This window comes from Streptomyces sp. NPDC020742 (assembly GCF_040641675.1).
In the GTDB taxonomy this organism is placed as follows: Bacteria; Actinomycetota; Actinomycetes; order Streptomycetales; family Streptomycetaceae; genus Streptomyces.
The window spans coordinates 245,032-269,494 of the sequence record NZ_JBFAEA010000007.1; the positions used below are offsets into that span (position 1 = coordinate 245,032).

The following is a 24,463-nucleotide window of genomic DNA, read 5'->3' on the forward strand; positions in this document are numbered from 1 at the left end:
GGTGATGGCCGTGAGCGGTCTGATCATGCTGCTCTACTTGGTCGTCCACATGATCGGCAACCTGAAGATCTTCTTCGGGCCGGATGAGTTCAACCACTACGCGCACTGGCTGCGGGTGGTCGGCGAGCCGTTCATGCACCAGGAGTGGACGCTCTGGCTGGTCCGCACCGTCCTCGTGGCCGCCGTGGTCGCACACGCCACCTCCGCGTACCAGCTCAGCCGCCGCGGTATCGCCGCCCGCCCCCGCGGATACGTACACCGCAAGGCTCGTACGAGCTACGCCACCCGCACCATGCGCTGGGGCGGGGTCATCCTGGGGCTGTTCATCGTCTGGCACGTGCTGGACCTGACCACCGGCACCGTGCACTCCGGCGGCTTCCAGCCCGGCCACCCGTACCAGAACGTCGTGGACACCTTCTCCACCTGGTACGGCAACGTCATCTACCTCGTCGCGATGCTGGCGCTCGGCCTGCACATCCGGCACGGCTTCTGGAGCGCCGCCCAGACCCTCGGCGTCGGCAGCCGCGCCCGCGACCGCGCCCTGAAGGCCCTCGCCAACGCCCTCGCGCTGGTGCTGACGGTGGGCTTCGTCTCCGTACCCATCGCCGTCATGACCAAAGTGGTGAGCTGATATGGCTGCTTCCGCCGACTACACGCACTACCCGACCGGTGCGCCGGTCGCCGACGCCAAGGCGCCGGCCGGGCCGGTCGCCGAGCGCTGGGACCGGCGCCGCTTCGAGGCGAAGCTGGTCAACCCGGCCAACCGCCGCAAGCACACCGTGCTCGTCGTCGGCACCGGCCTGGCGGGCGGCGCGGCCGGTGCCACGCTCGCCGAACAGGGCTACCACGTCGAGCAGTTCTGCTACCAGGACTCGCCGCGCCGGGCCCATTCGATCGCCGCACAGGGCGGTATCAACGCCGCGAAGAACTACCGCAACGACGGCGACTCGGTCCACCGGCTGTTCTACGACACCGTCAAGGGCGGCGACTTCCGCGCCCGCGAGTCCAACGTCCACCGGCTCGCGCAGATCTCCGTCGAGATCATCGACCAGTGCGTCGCCCAGGGCGTGCCGTTCGCCCGCGAGTACGGCGGGCTGCTCGACACCCGCTCGTTCGGCGGCGTCCAGGTCTCCCGGACCTTCTACGCCCGCGGTCAGACGGGCCAGCAGCTACTGCTCGGCGCGTACCAGGCGCTGTCCCGGCAGATCGCCGCGGGCAACGTCACCCTGCACGCCCGCACCGAGATGCTGGACCTGATCGTCGTCGACGGCCGGGCCCGCGGCATCGTCGCCCGGGACCTGGTCACCGGGGAGCTGACGGCGTACTTCGGTGACGCGGTGGTGCTGGCTTCGGGCGGCTACGGCAACGTCTTCCACCTCTCGACGAACGCCATGAACTCCAATGCAACCGCCGTCTGGCGGGCGCACCGCCGGGGCGCGTACTTCGCCAACCCCTGCTTCACCCAGATCCACCCGACCTGCATCCCGCGCACCGGCGACCACCAGTCCAAGCTGACGCTGATGAGCGAGTCGCTGCGCAACGACGGCCGCATCTGGGTGCCGAAGGCCCGGGGCGACACCCGCCCGCCGGACCGGATCCCCGAGGACGAGCGGGACTACTACCTGGAGCGGCTCTACCCCTCCTTCGGCAACCTGGTCCCGCGCGACATCGCCTCCCGCGCCGCCAAGCACGTCTGTGACGAGGGGCGCGGGGTCGGGCCCGGCGGCCAGGGCGTGTACCTGGACTTCGCGGACGCCCTCGCGCGGATGGGGCGAGCGGCGGTCGAGGCGAAGTACGGCAACCTCTTCGAGATGTACGCCCGGATCACCGACGAGGACCCCTACCGGGTCCCGATGCGGATCTACCCGGCGGTGCACTACACGATGGGCGGCCTGTGGGTCGACTACGACCTGCAGACCACCGTCCCCGGGCTGTTCGCGATCGGCGAGGCCAACTTCTCCGACCACGGCGCCAACCGGCTGGGCGCCTCGGCCCTGATGCAGGGCCTGGCCGACGGCTACTTCGTACTGCCCTCGACGATCAACGACTACCTGGCCCGCCACCCCCAGGAGGCCGCGGTGAGCGCCGGCCACCCGGCCGTCACCGCGGCCGTGCGGGAGACCGAGGAGCGGCTGGCCCGGCTGCTGGCCGTCGACGGCGACCGCACCCCCGACTCCTTCCACCGCGAGATCGGTGAACTGCTGTGGGAGTACTGCGGGATGGCCCGCACCGAGGCGGGGCTGCGCAAGGCGCTGGAGCGGATCCCACAGATCCGCGCGGAGTTCTGGCGCCGGCTGAAGGTGCCCGGCACCGGCCAAGAGTTCAACCAGGCCCTGGAGAGGGCCAACCGGGTCGTCGACTACCTGGAGCTCGCCGAGCTGATGTGCCTCGACGCACTGCACCGCGGCGAGTCCTGCGGCGGCCACTTCCGCGAGGAGTCGCAGACGCCCGACGGCGAGGCCGCACGCCGCGACGAGGAGTTCTGCTACGTCGCGGCCTGGGAGTTCACCGCCACCGGCGCGGCCCCCGTCCTGCACAAGGAAGACCTGGTCTTCGAGTACGTCCACCCCACCCAGCGGAGCTACGCATGAGGCTCACCCTGCGCATCTGGCGGCAGCGGAACGCCGGCGCCGACGGCGCCATGTCCACGTACGAGGTGGACGGCATCTCCCCGGACATGTCCTTCCTGGAGATGCTCGACACCCTCAACGAGCAGCTGATCCTCCGCGGTGAGGACCCGGTCGCCTTCGACCACGACTGCCGCGAGGGCATCTGCGGCGCCTGCTCGCTGGTCATCAACGGCGAGGCGCACGGACCGAATGGGGTCTCCCCTGCTCGAGCGGATTCGAGAGCGTGGGGAAGCACCACCACCTGCCAGTTGCACATGCGGTCCTTCCGGGACGGCGACACCCTCGACATCGAGCCCTGGCGGGCCGCGGCGTTCCCGGTGGTCAAGGACCTGGTGGTGGACCGCTCCGCGTTCGACCGGATCATCCAGGCCGGCGGCTACATCACCGCGCCGACCGGCTCCGCGCCCGAGGCGCACGCCACGCCGGTGCCCAAGCCGGACGCCGACGCCGCCTTCGAGCACGCCGAGTGCATCGGCTGCGGCGCCTGCGTGGCGGCCTGCCCGAACGGCGCCGCGATGCTGTTCACCTCCGCCAAGGTCAACCACCTCAATGTGCTGCCGCAGGGCGCGCCCGAGCGGGAGAGCCGGGTGCGGGAGATGGTGGCGCAGATGGACCAGGAGGGCTTCGGCGGCTGCACCCTGGCGGGTGAGTGCGCCACCGCCTGTCCCAAGGGCATCGAGCTGTTCAGCATCACCAGGATGAACCGGGAGTTCGCCCGGGCGGCCCGCAGGGCCCGCTGATCCGGCCGGTGCCCGCCCGGTGCCCGCCCCGTGCTCCGCGGGGCGGGCACGCGGCGGGCGGGCAGGGTCAGCGGACCGGGTGTCCCGCCTCCCGCAGGGCGCCCTTGACCTCGGAGATCCGCAGGTCGCCGAAGTGGAAGACGGAGGCGGCCAGCACCGCGTCGGCGCCGGCGGCGACCGCCGGGGCGAAGTCGGACAGCTTGCCGGCGCCACCGGAGGCGATCACCGGGATGGTGACGTGCTTGCGCACCGCCTCGATCATCGCGACGTCGTAGCCGTCCTTGGTGCCGTCGGCGTCCATGGAGTTCAACAGGATCTCGCCGGCGCCCAGTTCGGCGGCGCGGTGCGCCCACTCGACGGCGTCGATGCCGGTGCCGCGGCGCCCGCCGTGGGTGGTGACCTCGAACCCGGAGGGGGTGCCGGCATCGGTGCGGCGGGCGTCCACCGACAGCACCAGGACCTGGCTGCCGAAGCGCTCGGCGATCTCCCGGATCACCTCGGGGCGGGCGAGGGCGGCGGTGTTGACGCCGACCTTGTCGGCGCCGGCCCGCAGCAGCTTGTCGACGTCCTCGGGGGTGCGCACCCCGCCGCCGACGGTCAGCGGGATGAAGACCTGCTCGGCGGTGCGGCGGACCACGTCGTAGGTGGTCTCGCGGTTGCCGGAGGAGGCGGTGATGTCGAGGAAGGTCAGCTCGTCGGCGCCCTCGTCGCCATAGATCTTCGCCATCTCGACGGGGTCGCCGGCGTCCCGCAGGTTCTGGAAGTTGACGCCCTTGACGACCCGTCCGTTGTCGACGTCCAGGCAGGGGATGACTCGTACGGCCAGTGTCATGACTCGGTGGCCTCTCTGTACGCCTCCACCTCTACCTCGACGACCAGGCGAGGGTCCACGAGGCCGGAGACGATGATCATGGTTGCGGCGGGACGGACGGCGCCGAACAGCTCCTTGTGGGCGCGCCCGACCTCGTCCACGTCCCGGGCATGGGTGAGGTACATACGGGTGCGCACGACGTCGTCACGGCCGAGGCCGAGCTGCGCCAGCGCCGCCAGGGCCGAGCGGAAGGCGGTGACCGCCTGCTCGTGGGGACCGCCGTCGACGAGCTGCCCGTCGGCGACGGAGGTGCAGCCGGAGACCAGGACCAGGCCGCCCGGCAGCTGCACCGCCCGGGCGCGGCCGAAGGCCTCCGCCCAGGGGTCCTCCGCCGACGGCCCGGCGGCCGTGACGCGTCGTACGCCCCTGCTCATGACGAGACGGCCTCCAGCGCCTCTTCGAGGGTGAACGCCCTGGCGTAGAGCGCCTTGCCGACGATCGCGCCCTCGACGCCCACCGGGACCAGCTCCGCCAGCGCCCGCAGGTCGTCGAGCGAGGAGACGCCGCCGGAGGCGACGACCGGGCGGTCGGTGGCGGCGCAGACATTGCGCAGCAGCTCCAGGTTGGGGCCCTGGAGGGTGCCGTCCTTGTTGATGTCGGTGACGACGTAGCGGGCGCAGCCCTCGGCGTCGAGGCGGGCCAGCGTCTCGTAGAGGTCGCCGCCGTCGCGGGTCCAGCCGCGGCCGCGCAGCGTCGTACCGCGCACGTCCAGGCCGACCGCGATCTGGTCGCCGTGTTCGGCGATGACCTTGGCGACCCACTCAGGGGTCTCCAGGGCGGCGGTGCCGAGGTTGACCCGGCGGCAGCCGGTGGCGAGCGCCGCGGCGAGCGTGTCGTCGTCGCGGATGCCGCCGGACAGCTCCACCTTGATGTCCATGGAGCGAGCGACCTCGGCGATCTGCGCGCGGTTGTCCCCGGTGCCGAAGGCGGCGTCGAGGTCGACCAGGTGCAGCCATTCGGCGCCGGCCCGCTGCCAGGCGAGGGCCGCCTGAAGCGGGTCGCCGTAGGAGGTCTCGGAGCCGGACTCGCCGTGGACGAGGCGGACGGCCTGGCCGTCGCGGACGTCGACGGCGGGGAGGAGTTCGAGCTTCGGCATCAGGGGGCTCACAGGGTGTTGATCCAGTTGGTCAGGAGCTGGGCGCCGGCGTCGCCGGACTTCTCGGGGTGGAACTGGGTGGCCCACAGCGGGCCGTTCTCCACCGCAGCCACGAACGGCTGGCCGTGGGTGGCCCAGGTGACCTTCGGCGCGGCGATGTGCGGGTTGCCGACCTCCAGCTCCCAGTCGTGCACCGCGTAGGAGTGCACGAAGTAGTAGCGGGCGTCGGCGGGCAGCCCGGCGAAGAGCTGCGAGCCCTCGGCGGCCTCGACGGTGTTCCAGCCCATGTGCGGGACGATGTCGGCCTTCAGCGGGCCGACCGTGCCGGGCCACTCGTCCAGGCCCTCGGTCTCCACACCGTGCTCGATGCCGCGGCCGAAGAGGATCTGCATCCCGACGCAGATGCCCATGACCGGGCGGCCGCCGGCCAGCCGCCGGCCGACGATCCAGTCGCCGCGGGCCTCCTTGAGCCCCTGCATACAGGCCGCGAACGCGCCGACGCCGGGGACCAGCAGCCCCTCGGCGTTCATCGCCCGCTCGTAGTCGCGGGTGATCTCCACCTCGGCGCCGACGTGCGCCAGGGCGCGCTCGGCGGAGCGGACGTTGCCGAAGCCGTAGTCGAGGACGACGACCTTCTTGCCGGAGGCGGTCAATTCCACACCTCCAGCCGCAGCACGCCGGCGGCCAGGCACAACGCCGAGCCGACGGACAGCAGCACCAGGAGGCCCTTGGGCATCTGCTGCTTCCAGAAGGAGTAGACCCCGCCCAGGAGGAAGAGGCCCAGCAGGATGAAGACGGTGGACAGTCCGTTCATCGGGACTACAGCGCACCCTTCGTGGACGGGATGATGCCGGCCGCGCGCGGGTCGCGCTCGCTGGCGTAACGCAGCGCCCGGGCCAGCGCCTTGAACTGGCACTCCACGATGTGGTGGGCGTTGCGCCCGTACGGGACGTGGATGTGCAGCGCTATCTGGGCCTGGGCGACGAAGGACTCGAAGATGTGCCGGGTCATCGTCGTGTCGTAGGTGCCGATCATCGGCGCCATGTTCTCCGGCTCGGTGTGCACCAGGTAGGGGCGGCCGGAGAGGTCGACGGTGACCTGGGCGAGCGACTCGTCCAGCGGGACGGTGCAGTTGCCGAAGCGGTAGATGCCGGACTTGTCACCGAGGGCCTGCTTGAAGGCGGCGCCCAGCGCGAGGGCGGTGTCCTCGATGGTGTGGTGGGTGTCGATGTGCAGGTCGCCGTCGGTCTTGACCTTGAGGTCGAACAGGCCGTGCCGGCCGAGCTGGTCGAGCATGTGGTCGTAGAAGCCGACGCCGGTCGACACCTCGACCTCGCCCCGGCCGTCGAGGTCGATCTCGACGAGTACGGACGTCTCCTTGGTCGTACGCTCCACGCGTCCTACGCGGGTCATGCCTCGTTCTCCTTCGAGCTGCGTTCTTTGAACAGCGTGCGGACCGCGTCCAGGAACGCGTCGTTCTCCGCCGGGGTGCCGGCGGTGACCCGCAGCCAGCCCGGTACGCCGTTGTCCCGGACCAGCACGCCCTGGTCCAGGAGCGCCTGCCAGGCGGCGTGCGCGCCGCCCTCGCCGTCGAAGCGGCCGAACTGCACGAAGTTGGCGTCGGAGTCGGTGACCTGACAGCCGATCGTCCGCAGCTCGGTGACCAGACGGTCCCGCTCGGCCTTGAGCTGCTCGACGTACTTCAGCAGCGTATCGGTGTGCTCCAGCGCGGCGAGCGCGGTGGCCTGGGTGACGGACGAGAGGTGGTACGGCAGCCGCACCAGCTGGACGGCGTCGACGACGGCGGGGTCGGCGGCCAGATAGCCCAGCCGCAGCCCGGCGGCGCCGAACGCCTTGGACATCGTCCGGGAGACGACCAAGTTCGGCCGGCCCTCGATCAGCGGGAGCAGCGAGGGCCGGTGGCTGAACTCGCCGTAGGCCTCGTCGAGCACGACCAGCGCCCCCGCGCCGTCGGCCCGGGCGGCCTGCGCGGCGTCGTACAGCGCCAGCACCGTCTCGGCCTCGACGGCGGTGCCGGTGGGGTTGTTGGGCGAGCAGACGAAGACCACGTCGGGGCGCTGCTCGGCGATGGCCGCGGTGGCCGCGTCCAGGTCGATGGTGAAGTCGTCCCGACGCGGCCCAGAGATCCAGCCGGTGCCCGTGCCGCGCGAGATCAGCGCGTGCATGGAGTACGACGGCTCGAAGCCGAGGGCGGTGCGGCCCGGGCCGCCGAAGGTCTGCAGCAGCTGCTGGATGACCTCGTTGGAGCCGTTGGCCGCCCAGACCTGCTCCTTGGCGACCGGGTGGCCGCCGGTGCGGGTGAGGTAGCGGGCCAGCTCGGTGCGCAGCTCGACCGCGTCCCGGTCGGGGTAGCGGTTGAGGTGGCGGGCGGCCTCGGTCACCCGCTCACCGATCCGCCGGACCAGCGGCTCGGGCAGCGGGTAGGGGTTCTCGTTGGTGTTCAGGCGTACGGGCACCGTCAGCTGGGGGGCGCCGTACGGGGACTTGCCGCGCAGTTCGTCCCTGATGGGGAGATCGTCGATACCGGTCACTTGGCGCCGGGAACCTTCCAGTCGAACCTTGCCTTGATCGCCGCGCCGTGCGCCGGGAGGTCCTCGGCCTCGGCGAGGGTCACCACGTGGTGGGCGACCTCGGCCAGCGCATCGCGGGTGTAGTCCACGATGTGGATGCCGCGCAGGAAGGACTGCACGGACAGCCCGGAGGAGTGGCAGGCGCAGCCGCCGGTGGGCAGGACGTGGTTGGAGCCGGCGCAGTAGTCGCCCAGCGAGACCGGGGCGTAGGGGCCGACGAAGACCGCGCCCGCGTTGGTGACCCGGGCGGCGACGGCGGAGGCGTTGGCGGTCTGGATCTCCAGGTGCTCGGCGCCGTAGGCGTCCACCACGCGCAGGCCCTCGTCGAGCCCGTCGACCAGGACAATGGCCGACTGCCGGCCGGACAGCGCCGGGACGATCCGGTCGTCGACGTGCCGGGTCGCGGCGATCTGCGGCGCCAGCTCCTTCTCGGTGGCGTCGGCCAGTTCGACGGAGTCGGTGACCAGGACGGCGGCGGCCATCGGGTCGTGCTCGGCCTGGCTGATCAGGTCGGCGGCGAGGTGCACCGGGTCGGCGGTGTCGTCGGCGAGGATCGCGATCTCGGTGGGACCGGCCTCGGCGTCGATGCCGATCCGGCCCTTGAGCAGGCGCTTGGCGGCGGCGACATAGATGTTGCCGGGGCCGGTGACGAGGTTGACGGGCAGGCACTCCTCGGTGCCGTAGGCGAACATCGCGATCGCCTGGGCACCGCCGGCCGCGTAGACCTCGTCCACGCCGAGCAGGGCGCAGGTCGCCAGGATCGTGGGGTGCGGCAGGCCGCCGAAGTCCGCCTGCGGCGGGGAGGTGACGGCGAGGGAGGCGACGCCGGCCTCCTGGGCGGGGACGACGTTCATCACGACGGACGAGGGGTAGACCGAGCGGCCACCGGGGACGTACAGCCCGACCCGCTCGACCGGGACCCAGCGCTCGGTGACCGTGCCGCCCGGGACCACCTTGGTGGTGGTGTCGGTGCGGCGCTGCTCGCGGTGGACGGTCCGGGCGCGCCGGATCGACTCCTCCAGGGCGGCGCGGACGGCCGGGTCCAGCTCCGCCAGGGCGCCGGTGAGCGCCTCGGCCGGGACCCGGACCCGCTCGATCTCCACACCGTCGAACCGCCGCGCGTAGTCGATCAGCGCCGCGGTGCCGCGATGGCGTACGTCCTCGCAGAGGGGCCGCACCGTCTCCAGGGCGGCTTCCACGTCGAACTCGGCACGGGGCAGCAGGTCGCGCAGGGCGCCGCCCTCGGGGAGGGCGTCACCGCGCAGGTCGATTCGGGAGATCACGCCCCCAGTGTCTCAGACCCGCTCTTGCGCCCGAGCGCCCGTATCACTGGGTGATACACAGCGGCGCGCGGTGCGGACGCACCGTGATCCGGGCCCGCGAAGTTGACCGGAGTTGGCCCCTGACCACGCGTGTTCAACCCCTCACCGGGCGGGCAAGGGCCACGTAGCGGCATACGGGGAGACCTGCGGGACGGCCATGGCTCTCGTGCGCGGACCACGCGCGAGGTACGTCCGAACAGGTTGCGACACGCTGCACCACACCACAGGGCGAACGAGGGGGGACACCAGTGACCGTGACCAGGGACGGCGACGCGCCCGCCGACCTGCGGCTGACCTCCGCGGAATGGAGCATGTGGCAGGCCTTCCGCAACGGCAGCACCTGCGACCTGCACATCGGCGACCCGGCCCGGGACGATCCGCACGGTCAGCACCTGTGGGGCCCCGAGCGCCGGGTGCGGGCACGGGTGGTGGCGCTGCTGCTGCTCGACGGACCGCCGGCACAGCCCGGCCGGGTCTCCGCGCTCAAGCTCACCGGTGCCTACATCACGGACGCCCTGGACGTCGCGGGCGGCGCGATCAAGCCATTCGTGGAGCTGCGGGACTGCCGGTTCGAGGCGGAGGTGGTGCTGCCGGAGAGCCGGTGGACCACCCTGCGGCTGGTGAACTGCGCCATACCGCGGCTGGAGGCGGCGCGGCTGCAGACCGAGGGCGATCTCCATCTGCCGCGCTGTGTGGTGCACTCCGGCATCCGACTCACCGACGCCCACATCGGCACGGACCTGATGCTCAATCAGACGGTGGTGCACAAGGACCGGCAGGGCCGCTCGCTGATGGCGGACGGGCTGACCGTCGCCCAGGACCTGCAGGCCGAGATGCTGGAGTCGTACGGGGAGCTGTCGCTGCGCGGCGCCACCGTCGGCGTCTCGCTGAGCCTGCGCGGCAGCCACCTGAGCAACCCCTTCGGGCGCCGGGCGCTGAACGCCCCGCAGCTGACCGTCGAGCGCACCCTCTACCTGACCGCGGCGGGCCTGGCGAACTCCCCGTTCTCCAGCAGCGCCACTCCCCCGTACGGCACCCCCCAGACCCCCGCCCGCGGCACCCGCATGCAGCGCTTCGAGTGCGAGGGCGGGATGCGGCTGGACGACGGGCGGTTCGGCGACGCGGTGGACTTTGAGCACGCCCGCTTCGTGATGGAGGCCGACCAGGAGCTGTCGCTGCGCCGGATCCAGACGCCCGAGCTGCGGTTCCTGGGCGAGCGCCCGCAGCGGGGCCGGGTGATCCTCTCCGGCGCCCGGGTGGTCAACCTCGTCGACAAGTCGGCGAGCTGGCCGGGCCTGGGCGGGCTGTGGATGGCCGGCTTCGCCTACGAGACCCTGATCCCCCGCGGCCACTTCCCGCTCTCCCAGCGGCTGCGCTGGGTGGCCGCGGCGACGCCCGAGTACGCGCCCGAGCCGTACGAGATGCTGGCCGCCTCGCTGCGCGCCAGCGGCGAGGACGCCGATGCCCGCGAGGTGCTGCTGGCCAAGCAGCGGCGGCGCCGGGAGACCCTGCCACTGGCGGCCAAGACCTGGGGGTTCCTGCAGGACTGGACGGTGGCGTACGGCTACCGCCCGGGGCGGGCCGCGGTGTGGATGGCGGTGCTGTGGGCGATCGGCACGCTCTACTTCTCGATGTCCCCGCCACCGCCCCTGAAGGCCGGCGAGTCCCCGCCGTGGAACCCCTACCTCTACTCCCTCGACCTGCTGCTGCCGGTGATCGACCTCAACCAGAGCGCGGCGTGGAAGCCGGGCGGCACCGCGCAGTGGGCGGCGGCGGTGCTGATCATGGCGGGCTGGGTGCTGGCCACCACGGTCGCGGCCGGCGCCTCCCGACTGCTGCGGCGGCAGTAGGGAGGGAGGAGAGAGGGAGGCAAGGGGCAAGGGGAGGGGAAGGGAAGGCGGCGGGCAGGCGGCAGGCAGGCAGCGGCGCGGTGCGGGCGTCCGCGGGCCGCGGAGGGACGGACCGGGGGTGCGGGTGGTGGCCCCCGGCTCCCCAGGCTCTAGGCTTACCGGCTGTGACCTCCCTCCGCCTCCCGCTCTTCCCGCTGAACTCGGTGCTGTTCCCGGGGCTGGTGCTCCCGCTGAACGTCTTCGAGGCGCGGTACCGCGCGATGATGCGCGACCTGAGCGCGGTGCCCGAGGACGACCGGCGCTTCGCGGTGATCGCGATCCGGGACGGCCGGGAGGTGGCACCGACCGCACAGGGCCTGCCGGACACCACCGTGCCGGCCGCTCAGGGGCCCGCCGCGGGCTTCGGCGACGACCCGGTGCAGGCCTTCCACACCGTGGGCTGTATCGCGGACGCGGCCACCATCCGGGAGAAGTCGGACAGCGACGACACCGGGTATGAGGTCCTGGCCACCGGCACCACCCGATTCCGGCTGCTGTCGGTGGACGCCTCGGGCCCGTATCTGACGGCCGAGGTCGAGGAGCTGACCGAGGAGCAGGGCGAGGCCCCGGGCGCGCTCGCCTCCGGGGTCGTGCGCGCCTTCCGCACCTATCAGAAGCGGCTGGCCTGGGCGAACGAGCGGACGCTGTCCAGCGGGCAGGACCTGCCGGCCGACCCGTCGGTGCTCTCCTACCTCGTCGCCGCGGCCGCCGTCCTGGATGTCCCCGCCAAGCAGCGGCTGCTGGAGGCGCCGGACACCACGGACCGGCTGGCCCAGGAGCTGAAAATGCTGCGCCAGGAGTCGGCCGTGCTCGGTAAGCTCCCGTCGCTGCCGGCGGTGGAGCTGACCCGCCAGCCGACCAGCCCCAACTGACGACCAGCCCCCCCGGACGCGAGGCACGAAACCGTTGGCGAAGAAGTCGAAGAAGTCCGCCGGCACCCCTGCCACCGTCGCCCTCACCGAGGCCGGCGTTCCCTTCACCACGCACTCCTACGCGCACGATCCGGCCACCGCGTCGTACGGCGAGGAGGCCGCCGAGGCGCTCGGCGTCCCGGCCGACCAGGTGTTCAAGACCCTGCTGGCGGACGTCGACGGCACCCTGACGGTCGCCGTGGTGCCGGTCTCCGGTTCCCTGGACCTCAAGGCGCTGGCGGCCGCGGTGGGCGGCAAGCGCGCGGCGATGGCCGATCCGGCGGCAGCCGAGCGCAGCACGGGGTACGTCCGCGGCGGGATCTCCCCGCTGGGCCAGCGCAAGCGGCTGCGGACGGTCCTGGACGCCTCGGCCGAGGGCCGGCCCACGGTCTGTGTCTCGGCGGGGCGACGCGGGCTGGAGGTCGAACTGGCGCCGGCGGATCTGGTGGCGCTCACCAGGGCGCTGGTGGCGCCGATCGCACGGGCCTGACCGGACCCGGGCAACGGACGGGCCACGGCCGCACCACTGCCGGGCCACGGCCGGAACAGCGGGTGGCACAACGGGTGGAGCGCCGGGCCGCATGACGAGCGGGGCGGCCGGTGCGTACCGGCCGCCCCGCTGCTGCGTCGCTGCCTGACGACTGGGGCTGCCCTCCAGAGCGGGGTCAGCCGGGGGTCAGCCCGCGGCGGTGGGCGGCCCCTGATCGCCACGCGCGTCGTGCCGGTCCCCGTGCCGCTCGTCACGACGGGCGTCCAGCCCGCCGTCCTGCCGGTCGGCGACGCCGGCGGCACCGGTGTCCTCGTGCGCGTCAGGGGTGGCCGGACCGGCGGGGTCGCCGTACGGGCCATGGGCCTCGTACGCGTCGTGGGCGCCGTACCAGTCGGGGGCCGGCGGCTCCGGGTCGCGGGGGCCGAACAGGCCGGTCAGCGCCAGCTGCATCAGCATCGCGGCGATCGGCCAGGCCAGCAGTGCGCCCTTGGCCTGGAGCCGCAGCGGGCCGTCGAAGGTCACGCCCGGACCGACCTGCTTGGCGTGCGCGACCACGTCCGCGGTGGGCCCCAGCCACATCCCGGTCAGCCAGCCCAGCCCCGCGCCCAGCAGCCCGCCCACGACGAGCGCCACGACCAGCGGGATCCCGCCGCGCCGGCGGAAGAGGAAGGCCCCGGCTGCGCTGAGCGCGCCGAACCCGAGGGACAGCAGCACAAAGGTGCCGTCGGCGCCGATGGCCTCCTCGCCCTCGGTGTTCTTCAGGTAGACGTTGCGGGTGTCGGCGATCAGCGGGACATGCGGCGCGAGCCAGTTCCACAGCACGCCGAGCAGGACGCCGCTCACCGCGACCACCAGCGCGATCAGCGCGGCCTCGCGCAGCTCACGGCTCAGCTCGGGGCCGTCGGGCCCGTCGGTGGCTCCGTGGCCCGCGGGTGCCGCCTCGGGGTGCTGCGGCTCTTCGGGCGGTTGGTTGTCGGGTGGCGTCAGCGGTGCGGTCACCCCGTCATCGTGCCAGGTGGGGCCGCAGGGCCCGGCGGCAGGACGCCGGTTCGGGGTGGCGGCTGCGGTCATCGGGCGGCCGCCCGCCGGTAGGCCCAGGTCGCGACGGCCAGCGAGAGCACCCCGACGGCCGCGCAGACGCCCAGGTCGGCGACGACCGCGGCCCAGTCCGGGCGCGGGCCGAAGCTGCGCGCCAGCGCCTCCACGCCGTAGGTCGAGGGCAGCAGATCGCGGGCCCAGCCGACCGCCTCGGGCATCCGCGCGGCCGGCAGCACCCCCAGCAGCAGCGCCGCCGACATGCCCAACTGGCCGCAGAGGGTGGCGAGTTCGGGGCGCGGCGCGAGCAGCCCGAGGGCCGCGCCGAGCCCGGCCAGCGCGGCCCCGGCGAGCGGGAGCACCGCGGCCAGCACCCAGAGATGGGCCATCGGCAGCTGGAAGAGCACACAGCCGGTGACGGCGGTGACGACCGTCCCGGGCACGGTGAAGGAGGCGTACGCGGCGGCGGCGCCGAGGACCACGGCGGCCGGCGGGACCGGCAGCGTCGCATAGTGGTCGAGGCCGCCGCCGGCTCGCAGCTGGCCGAAGTACTGGGCGAGCAGGTTGAGCGCCACGAAGGCGACGACCAGGACGCTGGAGCCGGAGACCACCGACCGCGCCGCGGCGCCGCCGTCCACCACGCCGCGCAGCAGGACCATGATCCCGATGGACTGGAAGGTGGCGACGAACAGCAGCGGGATCCGGGCGACCCGGGCCCGGGAGAGCTGGGCACGGTAGACGGCGCCGAGCGCGGGCAGGAAACGGGCGCGCGGCGCCAGCGGGGCGGCCCCGTCCCCGGTCCACGCCCCGGCCCCGGGGGACGCCCCGGCCACCGCCTGCGCGGGAACCACACTCACGCTGCCACCCGGCCCTTCTCGCTCCGTCTGCGGTACTCCATACGTCCGCGGCCCGTCCGGCCGTTCATCCGGTCGCCGGCCCCGTGCCCGGGCCGGCCGTCCCGCCCGGTCATGCCTTCACCAGTCCCTCGCCGCGTCCGCCGAGCGCCAGGTACACGTCCTCCAGGCTCGGCGTGGCCAGGGTGAAGTCGTCGAGCGCCGCGAAGGCCGGCCCGGCAGTGACCGCGGCGACCGCGGAGCGGGCCCGGTCGGGAGGCAGCCGCAGGGTCCAGCGGCGGCCGGACGTGCGGGCCGCGGCCTCCAGGGCGGCGACCTCGGGCACCTCCAGCGGCGGTCGGTCGCGCCAGACCAGCTCCAGCCGGACCTCGTCGCTGAACCTGTCCTTCAGCCCGCCGGGCGTGTCGCAGGCGATCACCCGGCCCCGGTCGATCACCGCGACCCGGTCGAGCACGCTCTCGGCTTCCAGGACGTTGTGGGTCACCAGCACCACGGTGGCACCGCGCTCGGCCCGACGCCGGTCCACCGCGGCCCATACCGCGCGCCGCGCGACCGGGTCCATACCGGTGGTGGGCTCGTCCAGCACCAGCAGCGGCCGCTCGCCGACCAGCGCGGTGGCGAAGCAGGCCAGCCGGCGCTGGCCGCCGGACAGCTTCTTCAGGGCGCGGCCCGCGATGTCCGCCAGGCCCAGCTCGTCGACCGCCGCGTCCCGCTCGGCGCGCGCGGCCCGGGCGCCCAGGCCGCGCAGCCGGCCGGTGGTCTCCACGGCCAGGGCCACGGTCATCTCATCGAGTGCGGTGGACTCCTGCCCCAGGTAGCCGAGCAGCCGGGCGGCCCGCTCCGGGTGGCGCACCAGATCGTGGCCCAGTACGGCGATGCTGCCGGAGTCCGGGCGCAGCAGTCCGGTCAGCTGGCGCACCAGCGTGGACTTGCCGGCGCCGTTGGGGCCGAGCAGCCCGAAGATCTCCCCCCGCCGCACGTCCAGGCTGATGCCGTCGTTGGCCCGTACGGCGGGCGCCTGTGCCGCGCCGCGGCGCCCGCGCATCGCGGGGTACGTCTTGACCAGGTCCCGCACGGCGCACACCGGCCCGCCGCGCTCCGCCTGTGTTGCGCCCGTCCTCACGAGCTACGAGGGTACGCGTCCCCGGGCCACCTCCGGCCCGCGGGTCACCCGAGGGCGTGCCGGAACGGATGGCCCCTCCGGGTCCGCCGCGCCCGGTCAGCCCCCGGCCGGTGCCTGCTCGGCGGCGGAGCGCAGATCGACCTCGCGCCAGAATCCGGCCCGGATCGCATAGCGGTCGTGCTCGTCGATCTGGTCGTCCTTGTGGGCGAGCAGCCCGAACCGGGCGGCGTAGCGCAGCAGTTCACCGTCGATGCGGTGCGGGATGCGCGGGTACTCGGTCGACAGCTGCGTCAGGTGCGCGGAGTCGGAGAGCCGTTCGGTCCAGCGGCGGGCGAAGACCTGACCGACCTCGAAGGGGTCGCCGCTGACCGCGGTGATGTCCTCCTCGCGGTCGGCCCAGCGCTGCTCGGCGCTGGTGAGCTGGGCGAGGGTGGGCAGCCCGGCGGTCTCGGCGGGCTCACCGACCGGCCCGCCGCGCTCGACCCAGCCCTTGTCGGAGGACCAGCGCAGGGTGGCGCCGGCCGCGGACCGGTCGCCGTTGCCGGCCGCACCCTGGCCCGCGGCGCGGTCCCGGCCGAGCCCAGCGAGGTCCTTGGGCGTGGGGACGCCCTTGGCGCCGGCGGCGACCGGCTCGGCGCCGGCGGGGCGGCCGTCGGCGGCGGGCCGTGTCCCGTTCACGGAGCCGTTGCGCTCCTGTGTGGGGTCGCCGTGGTCCGGGCCGGAGGCGGAGGCGGCGGCCGCCGCGGCGGCGACCGCGGACTCGGGCAGCGGTGCGGAGAGGATCGCGGCGATCTCGGGACGGGGAGCGGGAGGGGAGGCGCAGGGGCCGCCGAGCTCCTTGGCGCGCACCGCGCGGGTAATCCAGCTGCGGTCCAGCACCCGGCGCTCATCGGCCTCGGCGACCAGATCCTCGGACTGGTTGTAGTCGCCGTCGGCGGCCTGGACGGCCCACAGGTGGACCGCGACGCCGTGCTCCTTGGCCGACATCAAGCCGGGCAGCAGATCGCCGTCGCCGGTGACCAGGACGATGTCGGAACAGGCGCGGTTGCGGGCGAGCTCGGTCAGCTCGGCGTGCATCGCGGCGTCCACGCCCTTCTGCGCCCAGCGCCCGTCGCTGCGGGTCAGGGCGCCCAGCCGGACGGTGACCCGGGGCATCACCCGCAGCCGGCGGTGCTCGGGCTGGGGGACGCGGTCGGGGGCGCCGTCGAACCAGTAGATCCGCAGCAGCGGGCGTTCGGTGTCCGCCTCGGCGCGCTGCCGCAGGCCCTGGATGAGGGCGGCGTGATCGACGGTGATGCGGGAACGGGCGGGCTCTCCGGCGAGCAGGCTCGCAGCGGCACCGAGCAAGTAACCGGCGTCCACCAGGACGACGCAGCGATCCACGTTCCACCCTCTTCCCTGAGGTGTTGAAAGTCCGGTCGCCCCCCGGCTCGGCCCATGGCACGAGTTCTCTTCGGCTTTCCTTCGAGTCTGCCCGAGCCTACGGGCGTTAACTGCCCGAACTCGATCACCGGCGTGGCGGATTCGGCAAGGATCATGAGTACAGCGCGTGATCATCCGCATCACAGAGGGTAATTGCCCGAAATGCAGGGTTCTGTCCGCCGTGTAAGTCTGGTCCCGGCCCCGATCCCAGATTCCCCCTCAGGAGGCAACGGTCATGGCCAAGGACAAGAAGCAGAACCGTAGTCAGCAGCAGAAGTCGGCCTCCGCGGCCGAACGCGGCCAGCAGGAAGCCCAGAAGTCGGCCATGGAGGCGCAGGCCAGGTCGACCGGTGCCAACCCCGGCGACCTGGCGCGGAAGAACCGCGAACGGCGTTTCGGCCACAACTGACGTAAGCCGCGGTGCTGTTGAGGGGCGCGTCCACACGGGGCGCGCCCCTTGGCGTGACGCGCCCCGGCGGGCGACCGGCGGTCCGGTGCGGGCCGCACGGCGTACGTCCGGAGCCCGGCCGGCGTCCGGCCGGGGTGGCACCGCGGGTCAGCCGGCCAGACAGGACGGGCCGAGCAGCACCTTGAGGTCGCCGAAGAGCGAGGGGTCGGGCGTCACCCGGTGCCGGTCCAGCCGCAGCACCGTGGTCTTGCGCGCCCCCAGCAGCTTGATCCGCACCTCGGTGGAACCGCGGTGGCTGCTCAGCACCTCGCCGAGCTTCTCGACCATCGGCGGGGTGACCTTCACGGTCGGGATGGTGATCGTCACCGGGGCGTTGGCGCCCGCCTCGGAGAGGTCGGGGACCATCATCTCCATGGCGACCAGCCGCGGGATGTCCTCCCGCTTGTCGAGGCGACCCTTGACGAACACCACGGTGTCCTCGACGAGTTGGGTCGACACCAGCTGGTAGGTCGCCGGGAAGAACATGCAGTCGATGGAGCCGGCCAGGTCCTCGACGGTGGCGATGGCCCAGGCGTTGCCCTGCTTGGTCATCTTGCGCTGGAGGCCGGAGATGATGCCGCCGATGGTGACGATCGAGCCGTCGGAGTAGTCGCCGCCGGTGAGCTGGGCGATGGCGGCGTCGGCCTTGTCGGAGAGGACGTGCTCCAGGCCGAAGAGCGGGTGGTCGGAGACGTAGAGGCCGAGCATCTCCCGCTCCTGGGCGAGGAGGTAGGTCTTGTCCCACTCCACATCCGAGAACTCGATGTCCAGACCGAAGCCGGGGCCCTCGTCGGCGCTGTCGTCGCCCATCCCGCCGAAGAGGTCGAACTGCCCCTCGGCCTCCTTGCGCTTGACCTGGACGACGTTATCGATCATCGGCTCGTAGTGCGCCATCAGGCCCTTGCGGGTGTGGCCCAGCTCGTCGAAGCCACCTGCCTTGATCAGGGACTCGGTGGTGCGCTTGTTGCAGACCACCGCGTCGACCTTGTCGAGGTAGTCGGGGAAGGAGGAGTACTTCCCCTTGGCCTTGCGGCAGCGGATGATCGAGTCGACGACGTTCTGGCCGACGTTGCGGACCGCGGTGAGGCCGAAGAGGATCACGTCGTCGCCCTGGGCGGCGAAGTTCGCCTCGGACTCGTTGACGTTCGGCGGCAGCACCTTGATGCCCATGCGCCGGCACTCGTTGAGGTAGACCGCCGACTTGTCCTTGTCGTCGCGCACCGAGGTCAGCAGCGCGGACATGTACTCGGCCGGGTAGTTGGCCTTGAGGTAGGCGGTCCAGTAGGTGACCAGGCCGTACGCGGAGGAGTGCGCCTTGTTGAAGGCGTAGCCGGCGAACGGGACCAGGACGTCCCACAGCGCCTGGATGGCCTGGTCGGAGAAGCCCTTCTTCTTCGCGCCCTCCTGGAAGAGCACGAAGTTCTTCGCCAGCTCCTCGGGCTTCTTCTTGCCCATCACGCGGCGGAGGATGTCGGCCTCGCCGAGGGAGTACCCGGCGATGATCTGGGCGGCCTTCTGCACCTGCTCCTGGTAGACGATCAGGCCGTAGGTGAGGCCGAGGACCTCCTTGAGCGGCTCCTCCAGCTCCGGGTGGATCGGGGTGATCTCCTGGAGGCCGTTCTTGCGCAGCGCGTAGTTGGTGTGCGAGTCCATGCCCATCGGGCCCGGGCGGTACAGGGCCGAGACGGCGGAAATGTCCTCGAAGTTGTCGGGCTTCATCAGCCGCAGCAGCGAGCGCATCGGGCCGCCGTCGAACTGGAAGACGCCGAGGGTGTCACCGCGGCAGAGCATCTCGTAGGTCTTGGGGTCGTCCAGCGGGACCGAGAGCAGCTCCAGGTCGACGCCCTTGTTCTTCTTCACCATCTTCACGGCGTCGTCCATGATGGTGAGGTTGCGCAGGCCCAGGAAGTCCATCTTCAGCAGGCCGAGCGACTCACACTGCGGGTAGTCCCACTGCGTGATGGTGACGTTGTCGGTGTGCCGGACCCAGACCGGGGCGTGGTCGACGATGGGCTCGCTGGACATGATCACGCCGGCCGCGTGCACACCCATCTGCCGGACCAGGCCCTCGACGCCCTTGGCGGTGTCGATGACCTTCTTGACGTCCGGTTCGTTCTCGTACATCCCCCGGATCTCGCCCGCCTCGCTGTAGCGCGGGTGCTCGGGGTTGGTGATGCCGTCGAGGTCGATGCCCTTGCCGAGGACGTCGGCGGGCATGGCCTTGGTGAGGCGGTCGCCCATGGCGTACGGGTAGCCCAGGACCCGGGCGGCGTCCTTGATGGCGTTCTTCGCCTTGATCTTGCCGTAGGTGCCGATCATGGCGACCTTGTCGGCGCCGTACTTCTCCGTGACGTACCGGATCACTTCGACGCGCCGACGCTCGTCGAAGTCGATGTCGACATCGGGCATGGACACGCGCTCGGGGTTGAGGAACCGCTCGAAGATCAGGCCGTGTTCGATCGGGTCGAGGTCGGTGATGCCCATGGCGTACGCCACGATCGAACCGGCCGCGGAGCCTCGGCCGGGGCCGACCGCGATGCCGTTGTTCTTCGCCCACATGATGAAGTCGGCGACCACGAGGAAGTAGCCGGGGAACCCCATCTGGATGATGACGTCCATCTCGTACTCGGCCTGCTTCTGGCGGTCCTCGGGGACGCCGCCCGGGAACCGGCGCTTCATGCCGACCCGGACCTCCTCCTGGAACCAGGTGACCTCGGTGAAGCCGTCGGGGATCTCGAACTTGGGCATCAGGTCGCGCTTCTCGAACATCCCGGTGGTGTCGATCTGCTCGGCGACCAGCCGGGTGTTGTCGCACCCCTCCTGCCAGGCGTCGGAGGAGTCGATGGCGTACATCTCCTCCGTGGACTTGAGGTAGTAGCCCGTCCCGTCGAAGCGGAAGCGGTCCGGGTCGGAGAGGTTCTTGCCGGTCTGGATGCACAGCAGGGCGTCGTGCGCGGTCGACTCGTGGGCGTAGGTGTAGTGCGAGTCGTTGGTGACCAGCGGCGGGATGCCCAACTCCTTGCCGATCTTCAGCAGGTCGTCGCGGACCCGGCGCTCGATCTCGATGCCGTGGTCCATCAGCTCCAGGAAGTACCGGTCCTTGCCGAAGATGTCCTGGTAGTCCGACGCCGCCTGCCGCGCCTCCTCGTACTGGCCCAGGCGCAACCGGGTCTGCAGCTCGCCGGACGGGCAGCCGGTGGAGGCGATCAGGCCCTCCGACCACTGGGCGATGGTCTCCTTGTCCATCCGCGGCCACTTCTGCAGCCAGCCCTCGGCGTAGGCGTCCGAGGAGAGCCGGAAGAGGTGGTGCAGACCGGTCTTGTTCGCCGCCCAGATGGTCTTGTGGGTGTAACCACCCGAACCGGAGACGTCATCGCGCTTCTGGTGCGGCTGGCCCCACTGGATCTTGCGCTTGTTGCGCCGCGACTCGGGCGCGACATACGCCTCGATCCCGATGATCGGCGTCACCCCGGCCTTCTGCGCGGAGTGGAAGAAGTCGTACGCGCCGTGGAGGTTTCCGTGGTCGGACATCGCGATGTGCGACATGCCCATCTCGTTGGCCGCCTTGAACATGTCCGACAGCCGCGCCGCACCGTCCAGCAGCGAGTACTGGGTGTGGACATGCAGGTGCGTGAACGGCGGCTTGGCCACGGCGGAAGACCTCCGGAAGTACGGGTCGGGGCGCAGGCGCCCCGGTCGGGGTGCAGTGGTCGGACGACCGGTGGACGGGCGGCGACCAGGGGTGGAACGGTCTCGAAGTCTACGACTCCGGACTGACAATCGCGGGGCACTCACGAGTAGCCTCGCCCGTTGTCAGTGGCAGATCCGCGACACCGGCCGACCCACCGGCCGCCACGGCTCTCCGTACCACCTTCCGCACCCCAGGAGGCACCCAGCGATGCCGTCCCAGCACGCCCCGGCGCAGGACGCCGCCCAGCGCGGCGAGGAGATCCTCACCGTCTTCGACACCGCCTTCGGGGAGCTGCTCGCCGCCGACCCCGCGGCCTTCCGCGTCAAGTTCCGGAAGATGGCCGCCTCCGCGTTCGCCTTCTACCGGGGCACCGCCTGCCTGTTCTACCGCGACCTGGAGGCGTACGCCGCCCAGGACGGCGGCCGGGACACCGGCCCGTTCCTGGACGAGCGGACCGGCCGGGTGTGGATCCACGGCGACCTGCACGCCGAGAACTTCGGCACGTACATGGACGCCACGGGGCGGCTGATCTTCAACGTCAACGACTTCGACGAGGCCTATGTCGGCCCGTTCACCTGGGACCTCAAGCGGTTCGCCGCCTCGGTGGCGCTGATCGGCTACGCCAAGGCGCTCAGCGACGAACAGATCTCGGACCTGGTGCGGATCTACGCCGCCGCCTACCGGGAGCGGATCCACGCCCTGGCGTCCGGGGCCAAGGGCGCCGACAAGGACGAGCTGCCGCCCTTCACCCTGGACACCGCCGAGGGCCCGCTGCTGGCCGCGCTGCGCGACGCCCGCTCGATGACCCGGTTCGGGCTGCTGGACTCGATGACCGAGATCCGCGACTTCGAGCGGCGCTTCGCCGACGGCGGCGGCAGCATCGAGCTGGACGCGGCGACCCGCTACAAGGTGCTCGCCGCCTTCGACGGCTATCTGGAGACGCTGCCGGAGTCGAGCCTGACCCGCCCGGACTCCTACCGCGTCAAGGACGTGGTGGGCCGCCGCGGCATCGGCATCGGCTCGGCCGGCCTGCCGTCGTACAACATCCTTCTGGAGGGCAACAGCGACGCCCTGGAGAACGATGTGGTGATCTACATGAAGCAGGCGCAGACGCCGGCGGTCTCCCGGCACATCACCGACCCCGCGGTGCGCGGCTACTTCCAGCACGAGGGCCACCGCACGGTGATCTCCCAGCGCGCGCTGCAGGACCACGCCGACCCCTGGCTGGGCTGGACGGAGATCGAGGAGGGCGGCAGCCGGAAGGGCCAGCTGGTCGCCGAGATCTCGCCGTACGCGGTCGACCTGGACTGGTCGGACATCGACGACCTGGAGGAGATCTCCGCGGTGGTCGCCGACCTGGGGCGGGCGACGGCGACCATGCACGCCGCTGCGGACGACGAGAGCGGCCACTCCCTGGTGCCGTTCTCGACCGAGCGGGCCATCGACGCGGCCATCGCGGCCGACGAGCACGGCTTCGCGCCGCTGCTGGTGGACTTCGCGCACTCCTACGGGGCCCGGGCTCGTGCCGACCACCAGATCTTCGTGGACCTGTTCCGCAACGGCCGGATCCCGGGCCTGTAAGGACGGGCGGCGGGCGCCCGAGGGGATCCGTTCCGCCCCGTACTGACCGGTACTTCCCGGTCGGTACGGGTTCGGGCCCCCTTAGGCGCCGCTTATCCCGGCCCATGGCACACTCGGCAGCAATGGACATCTCGGCGGCACACCTGCGGGCACTGCGCGCGGCGCTCTTCACGGCGCTGTGCGTGACGCTGTCCTCGGCGTCGCACGTCCTGCTGTCCCGTATGCCGCTGCCACCGGCCACCGTCGCCGCGATCGGTGCGGCGGTCTTCACCCTGGCCTACGCGCTGGCCGGCCGGGAGCGCGGCTACTGGCGGATCGCTGCGCTGCTGGTGCCCCTGGAGCTCGCCGCCGACCTGGTCTTCAGCCTGGGGCAGCACACCTGTTACGGAACGGCGGGCGGCCCGGTCGCCGGACCGCTGCGCTCGCTGGGAGTGGACCTGCTCTGCGGCGGCGGCGCGGTCGGCGGCCCGCTGACGCGACTGTCCGAGGACCCCGCCGCTCCCGCCGCGACCTGGGTGCTGCTGCTCGCCGCGCACCTGGCCGTCGGGCTGCTGGCGGCCGGCTGGCTGCGCCGCGGCGAGACCGCGCTGATCCAACTGCTGGGCGCGGTGGCCGCGGTCGCGTTCCGCCCGCTGCTGATCGCCGTCGCGGTCATCGCCGCCACCGCCCCGCGCCGCCCGGCGGCCACCCCGGTGGGGACCGGGCACCGGGCCCGCGCCCTCCCCCTGCTCGTGCACTGCGTCGTACGCCGAGGGCCGCCCTGCGCGCTCGCTGCGTGAGCGCCGGCCCTCCCGCCCGGCCCCGCAGCGCGGTCGCGCCCGCACCCCGCGCGGCGCCCCGAGAGCACGCACCGCACGTCCCACGGATTCCCACGGAGCAGGAACAGCCATGAGCAACCGCAACAACCAGGCCAACAAGCAGGCAGCCCGCGAGCGGCTGCGCGCCGAGCGCGAGCGGCAGGCGAAGAAGGACAAGCTGCGCCGGCAGCTGACCGTCGGCGGAGCGATCGTCGCGGTACTGGCGATAGCCGGCGGCATCGGGGTGGCGGTCGCCACCTCGGGCGGCAGCGACTCGGGCGCCACCGCCGCGGACAGCGCGGGCAACAGCCAGACGTGGGCGAAGGCCGCCAAGGCCCCGCTCGTCAAGCCCGCCCACACCTCCGGGGCGGCCGGCGAAACCGTCGTGATCGGCAAGCCGGACGCCAAGAACACCCTGAGCCTCTTCGAGGACCCGCGCTGCCCCGGTTGCGCCGCCTTCGAGCAGACCGTCGGCGCGACCGTCGAGAAGGACATCAAGGACGGCCGCTACAAGGCCTCGTACCACCTGGGCACCTTCCTCGACGCCAACCTCAGGGGCACCGGCTCGAAGAACGCGCTGTCCGCGCTGGGCGCCGCGCTCAACGTCAGCTCGGACGCCTTCTTGAAGTACAAGTACGCGCTGTACTCCAAGGAGTTCCACCCGAACGAGACCGGCCCGGACAAGTTCGCCGACGACAGCTACCTGATCAAGGTCGCGGACACCGTCCCGGCTCTGAAGGGCAACGCCACCTTCCAGAAGGACGTCAAGAAGGGCACCTTCGACCGGTGGGCGCTGGAGATGTCGGCGGAGTTCAACAAGCACAAGGACGTCACCAGCACCCCGAGCCTGAAGGTCAACGACACCGTCATCGGCACCGACAGCCCCCAGGGCAAGGTGGCGCCGTCGACCGTGCAGAGCTTCAACTCGATGGTCGACGCGGCGCTGAAGAAGTGACCCCCTAGTGACCCCCT

The 24,463-nt window shown here is 72.1% G+C and carries 23 protein-coding genes; 10 read left to right on the forward strand and 13 right to left on the reverse strand.

Annotation, left to right across the window (positions count from 1 at the left end; genetic code table 11):
• The first annotated feature begins 4 nt into the window (after positions 1–4).
• Genes AB0G84_RS15940 through AB0G84_RS15950 form a run of 3 tightly spaced genes read left to right on the forward strand, consistent with a single transcriptional unit; the run spans position 5 to position 3,370 of the window.
• Complete coding sequence (locus AB0G84_RS15940; protein WP_361320563.1) at positions 5–631, forward strand: succinate dehydrogenase; 627 nt, start codon at positions 5–7, stop codon at positions 629–631.
• A gap of 1 nt (position 632) precedes the next feature.
• Entirely contained in the window at positions 633–2,591 is a 1,959-nt protein-coding gene (locus AB0G84_RS15945) for a fumarate reductase/succinate dehydrogenase flavoprotein subunit (protein WP_361320415.1), read from the forward strand.
• Positions 2,588–3,370 (forward strand): succinate dehydrogenase/fumarate reductase iron-sulfur subunit, encoded by a 783-nt coding sequence (locus AB0G84_RS15950; RefSeq protein ID WP_361320417.1) that lies wholly within the window; start codon positions 2,588–2,590, stop codon positions 3,368–3,370. The genes AB0G84_RS15945 and AB0G84_RS15950 overlap by 4 nt, the downstream gene beginning before the upstream one ends.
• Positions 3,371–3,437: 67 nt before the next feature.
• Here the strand turns inward: AB0G84_RS15950 and hisF are convergent, their stop codons facing one another.
• From hisF to hisD, 8 genes are read right to left on the reverse strand one after another with little or no spacing between them, the layout of a single operon-like run.
• Positions 3,438–4,202 (reverse strand): imidazole glycerol phosphate synthase subunit HisF, encoded by a 765-nt coding sequence (gene hisF, locus AB0G84_RS15955; protein WP_361320419.1) that lies wholly within the window; start codon positions 4,200–4,202, stop codon positions 3,438–3,440.
• Positions 4,199–4,615, reverse strand: a complete 417-nt coding sequence (locus AB0G84_RS15960; protein ID WP_361320421.1) for a Rid family hydrolase — start codon at positions 4,613–4,615, stop codon at positions 4,199–4,201. The genes hisF and AB0G84_RS15960 overlap by 4 nt, the downstream gene beginning before the upstream one ends.
• The gene (gene priA, locus AB0G84_RS15965; RefSeq protein WP_361320565.1) at positions 4,612–5,337 is read right to left on the reverse strand and encodes a bifunctional 1-(5-phosphoribosyl)-5-((5-phosphoribosylamino)methylideneamino)imidazole-4-carboxamide isomerase/phosphoribosylanthranilate isomerase PriA; all 726 of its coding nucleotides are present in this window, start codon (positions 5,335–5,337) and stop codon (positions 4,612–4,614) included. The genes AB0G84_RS15960 and priA overlap by 4 nt, the downstream gene beginning before the upstream one ends.
• 8 nt (positions 5,338–5,345) lie before the next feature.
• Positions 5,346–5,996, reverse strand: coding sequence for an imidazole glycerol phosphate synthase subunit HisH (gene hisH, locus AB0G84_RS15970; protein ID WP_361320423.1), 651 nt, complete (start codon positions 5,994–5,996; stop codon positions 5,346–5,348).
• On the reverse strand, positions 5,987–6,151 hold the full coding sequence (locus AB0G84_RS15975) for a hypothetical protein (protein WP_361320425.1): 165 nt from the start codon (positions 6,149–6,151) through the stop codon (positions 5,987–5,989). The genes hisH and AB0G84_RS15975 overlap by 10 nt, the downstream gene beginning before the upstream one ends.
• A 5-nt stretch (positions 6,152–6,156) precedes the next feature.
• Entirely contained in the window at positions 6,157–6,750 is a 594-nt protein-coding gene (hisB, locus tag AB0G84_RS15980; RefSeq protein WP_066932313.1) for an imidazoleglycerol-phosphate dehydratase HisB, read from the reverse strand.
• Positions 6,747–7,889, reverse strand: coding sequence for a histidinol-phosphate transaminase (locus AB0G84_RS15985; protein ID WP_361320427.1), 1,143 nt, complete (start codon positions 7,887–7,889; stop codon positions 6,747–6,749). The genes hisB and AB0G84_RS15985 overlap by 4 nt, the downstream gene beginning before the upstream one ends.
• Entirely contained in the window at positions 7,886–9,211 is a 1,326-nt protein-coding gene (gene hisD / locus AB0G84_RS15990) for a histidinol dehydrogenase (RefSeq protein WP_361320429.1), read from the reverse strand. The genes AB0G84_RS15985 and hisD overlap by 4 nt, the downstream gene beginning before the upstream one ends.
• Before the next feature lie 287 nt (positions 9,212–9,498).
• On the opposite strand from hisD, the gene AB0G84_RS15995 reads away from it, so the two are divergent.
• The 3 genes from AB0G84_RS15995 to ybaK all read left to right on the forward strand — a co-directional run bounded on the left by AB0G84_RS15995 (position 9,499) and on the right by ybaK (position 12,540).
• A complete protein-coding gene (locus AB0G84_RS15995; protein WP_361320431.1) occupies positions 9,499–11,100 on the forward strand; it encodes an oxidoreductase in 1,602 nt (533 codons plus the stop codon).
• 164 nt (positions 11,101–11,264) lie between these two features.
• Complete coding sequence (locus AB0G84_RS16000; protein ID WP_361320432.1) at positions 11,265–12,011, forward strand: LON peptidase substrate-binding domain-containing protein; 747 nt, start codon at positions 11,265–11,267, stop codon at positions 12,009–12,011.
• A 34-nt stretch (positions 12,012–12,045) separates the two neighbouring features.
• Positions 12,046–12,540 (forward strand): Cys-tRNA(Pro) deacylase, encoded by a 495-nt coding sequence (gene ybaK, locus AB0G84_RS16005; RefSeq protein WP_361320434.1) that lies wholly within the window; start codon positions 12,046–12,048, stop codon positions 12,538–12,540.
• A gap of 186 nt (positions 12,541–12,726) precedes the next feature.
• On the opposite strand, the gene AB0G84_RS16010 is transcribed toward ybaK, so the two are convergent.
• The 4 genes from AB0G84_RS16010 to AB0G84_RS16025 all read right to left on the reverse strand — a co-directional run bounded on the left by AB0G84_RS16010 (position 12,727) and on the right by AB0G84_RS16025 (position 16,935).
• Positions 12,727–13,539: an ABC transporter permease gene (locus AB0G84_RS16010; RefSeq protein ID WP_361320436.1), complete on the reverse strand. Its 813-nt coding sequence runs from the start codon at positions 13,537–13,539 to the stop codon at positions 12,727–12,729.
• A gap of 68 nt (positions 13,540–13,607) precedes the next feature.
• The gene (locus AB0G84_RS16015) at positions 13,608–14,408 is read right to left on the reverse strand and encodes an ABC transporter permease (RefSeq protein WP_361320567.1); all 801 of its coding nucleotides are present in this window, start codon (positions 14,406–14,408) and stop codon (positions 13,608–13,610) included.
• A gap of 133 nt (positions 14,409–14,541) precedes the next feature.
• Positions 14,542–15,552 carry an ABC transporter ATP-binding protein gene (locus tag AB0G84_RS16020; protein WP_361320438.1) on the reverse strand — a complete coding sequence of 337 codons (1,011 nt, stop codon included), beginning with the start codon at positions 15,550–15,552 and terminating at the stop codon, positions 14,542–14,544.
• A 96-nt stretch (positions 15,553–15,648) separates the two neighbouring features.
• Entirely contained in the window at positions 15,649–16,935 is a 1,287-nt protein-coding gene (locus tag AB0G84_RS16025; RefSeq protein WP_361320440.1) for an NYN domain-containing protein, read from the reverse strand.
• 274 nt (positions 16,936–17,209) lie between these two features.
• Between AB0G84_RS16025 and AB0G84_RS16030 the strand changes: the two genes are divergently transcribed.
• Positions 17,210–17,383 carry a hypothetical protein gene (locus AB0G84_RS16030; protein ID WP_361320442.1) on the forward strand — a complete coding sequence of 58 codons (174 nt, stop codon included), beginning with the start codon at positions 17,210–17,212 and terminating at the stop codon, positions 17,381–17,383.
• Between the two features lie 147 nt (positions 17,384–17,530).
• On the opposite strand, the gene dnaE is transcribed toward AB0G84_RS16030, so the two are convergent.
• Entirely contained in the window at positions 17,531–21,073 is a 3,543-nt protein-coding gene (gene dnaE / locus AB0G84_RS16035; protein ID WP_361320444.1) for a DNA polymerase III subunit alpha, read from the reverse strand.
• Between the two features lie 247 nt (positions 21,074–21,320).
• Here dnaE and AB0G84_RS16040 point away from each other — a divergent pair, with 247 nt between their 5' ends.
• From AB0G84_RS16040 to AB0G84_RS16050, 3 genes are all read left to right on the forward strand, one after another.
• Positions 21,321–22,694, forward strand: a complete 1,374-nt coding sequence (locus tag AB0G84_RS16040) for a DUF2252 domain-containing protein (protein ID WP_361320446.1) — start codon at positions 21,321–21,323, stop codon at positions 22,692–22,694.
• Positions 22,695–22,816: 122 nt separating this feature from the next.
• Positions 22,817–23,473, forward strand: a complete 657-nt coding sequence (locus AB0G84_RS16045) for a hypothetical protein (protein WP_361320448.1) — start codon at positions 22,817–22,819, stop codon at positions 23,471–23,473.
• Positions 23,474–23,582: 109 nt separating this feature from the next.
• A complete protein-coding gene (locus AB0G84_RS16050; RefSeq protein WP_361320449.1) occupies positions 23,583–24,446 on the forward strand; it encodes a thioredoxin domain-containing protein in 864 nt (287 codons plus the stop codon).
• Positions 24,447–24,463 lie beyond the last annotated feature (17 nt).

Coding starts and splice junctions, on each gene's coding strand:
- AB0G84_RS15940 (WP_361320563.1), top strand. CDS start 5: ATGGCCGTGAGCGGTCTGATCATGCTGCTCTACTTGGTCGTCCACATG.
- AB0G84_RS15945 (WP_361320415.1), top strand. CDS start 633: ATGGCTGCTTCCGCCGACTACACGCACTACCCGACCGGTGCGCCGGTC.
- AB0G84_RS15950 (WP_361320417.1), top strand. CDS start 2,588: ATGAGGCTCACCCTGCGCATCTGGCGGCAGCGGAACGCCGGCGCCGAC.
- hisF (WP_361320419.1), bottom strand. CDS start 4,202: ATGACACTGGCCGTACGAGTCATCCCCTGCCTGGACGTCGACAACGGA.
- AB0G84_RS15960 (WP_361320421.1), bottom strand. CDS start 4,615: ATGAGCAGGGGCGTACGACGCGTCACGGCCGCCGGGCCGTCGGCGGAG.
- priA (WP_361320565.1), bottom strand. CDS start 5,337: ATGCCGAAGCTCGAACTCCTCCCCGCCGTCGACGTCCGCGACGGCCAG.
- AB0G84_RS15975 (WP_361320425.1), bottom strand. CDS start 6,151: ATGAACGGACTGTCCACCGTCTTCATCCTGCTGGGCCTCTTCCTCCTG.
- hisB (WP_066932313.1), bottom strand. CDS start 6,750: ATGACCCGCGTAGGACGCGTGGAGCGTACGACCAAGGAGACGTCCGTA.
- AB0G84_RS16030 (WP_361320442.1), top strand. CDS start 17,210: ATGGCCAAGGACAAGAAGCAGAACCGTAGTCAGCAGCAGAAGTCGGCC.
- AB0G84_RS16040 (WP_361320446.1), top strand. CDS start 21,321: ATGCCGTCCCAGCACGCCCCGGCGCAGGACGCCGCCCAGCGCGGCGAG.
- AB0G84_RS16045 (WP_361320448.1), top strand. CDS start 22,817: ATGGACATCTCGGCGGCACACCTGCGGGCACTGCGCGCGGCGCTCTTC.
- AB0G84_RS16050 (WP_361320449.1), top strand. CDS start 23,583: ATGAGCAACCGCAACAACCAGGCCAACAAGCAGGCAGCCCGCGAGCGG.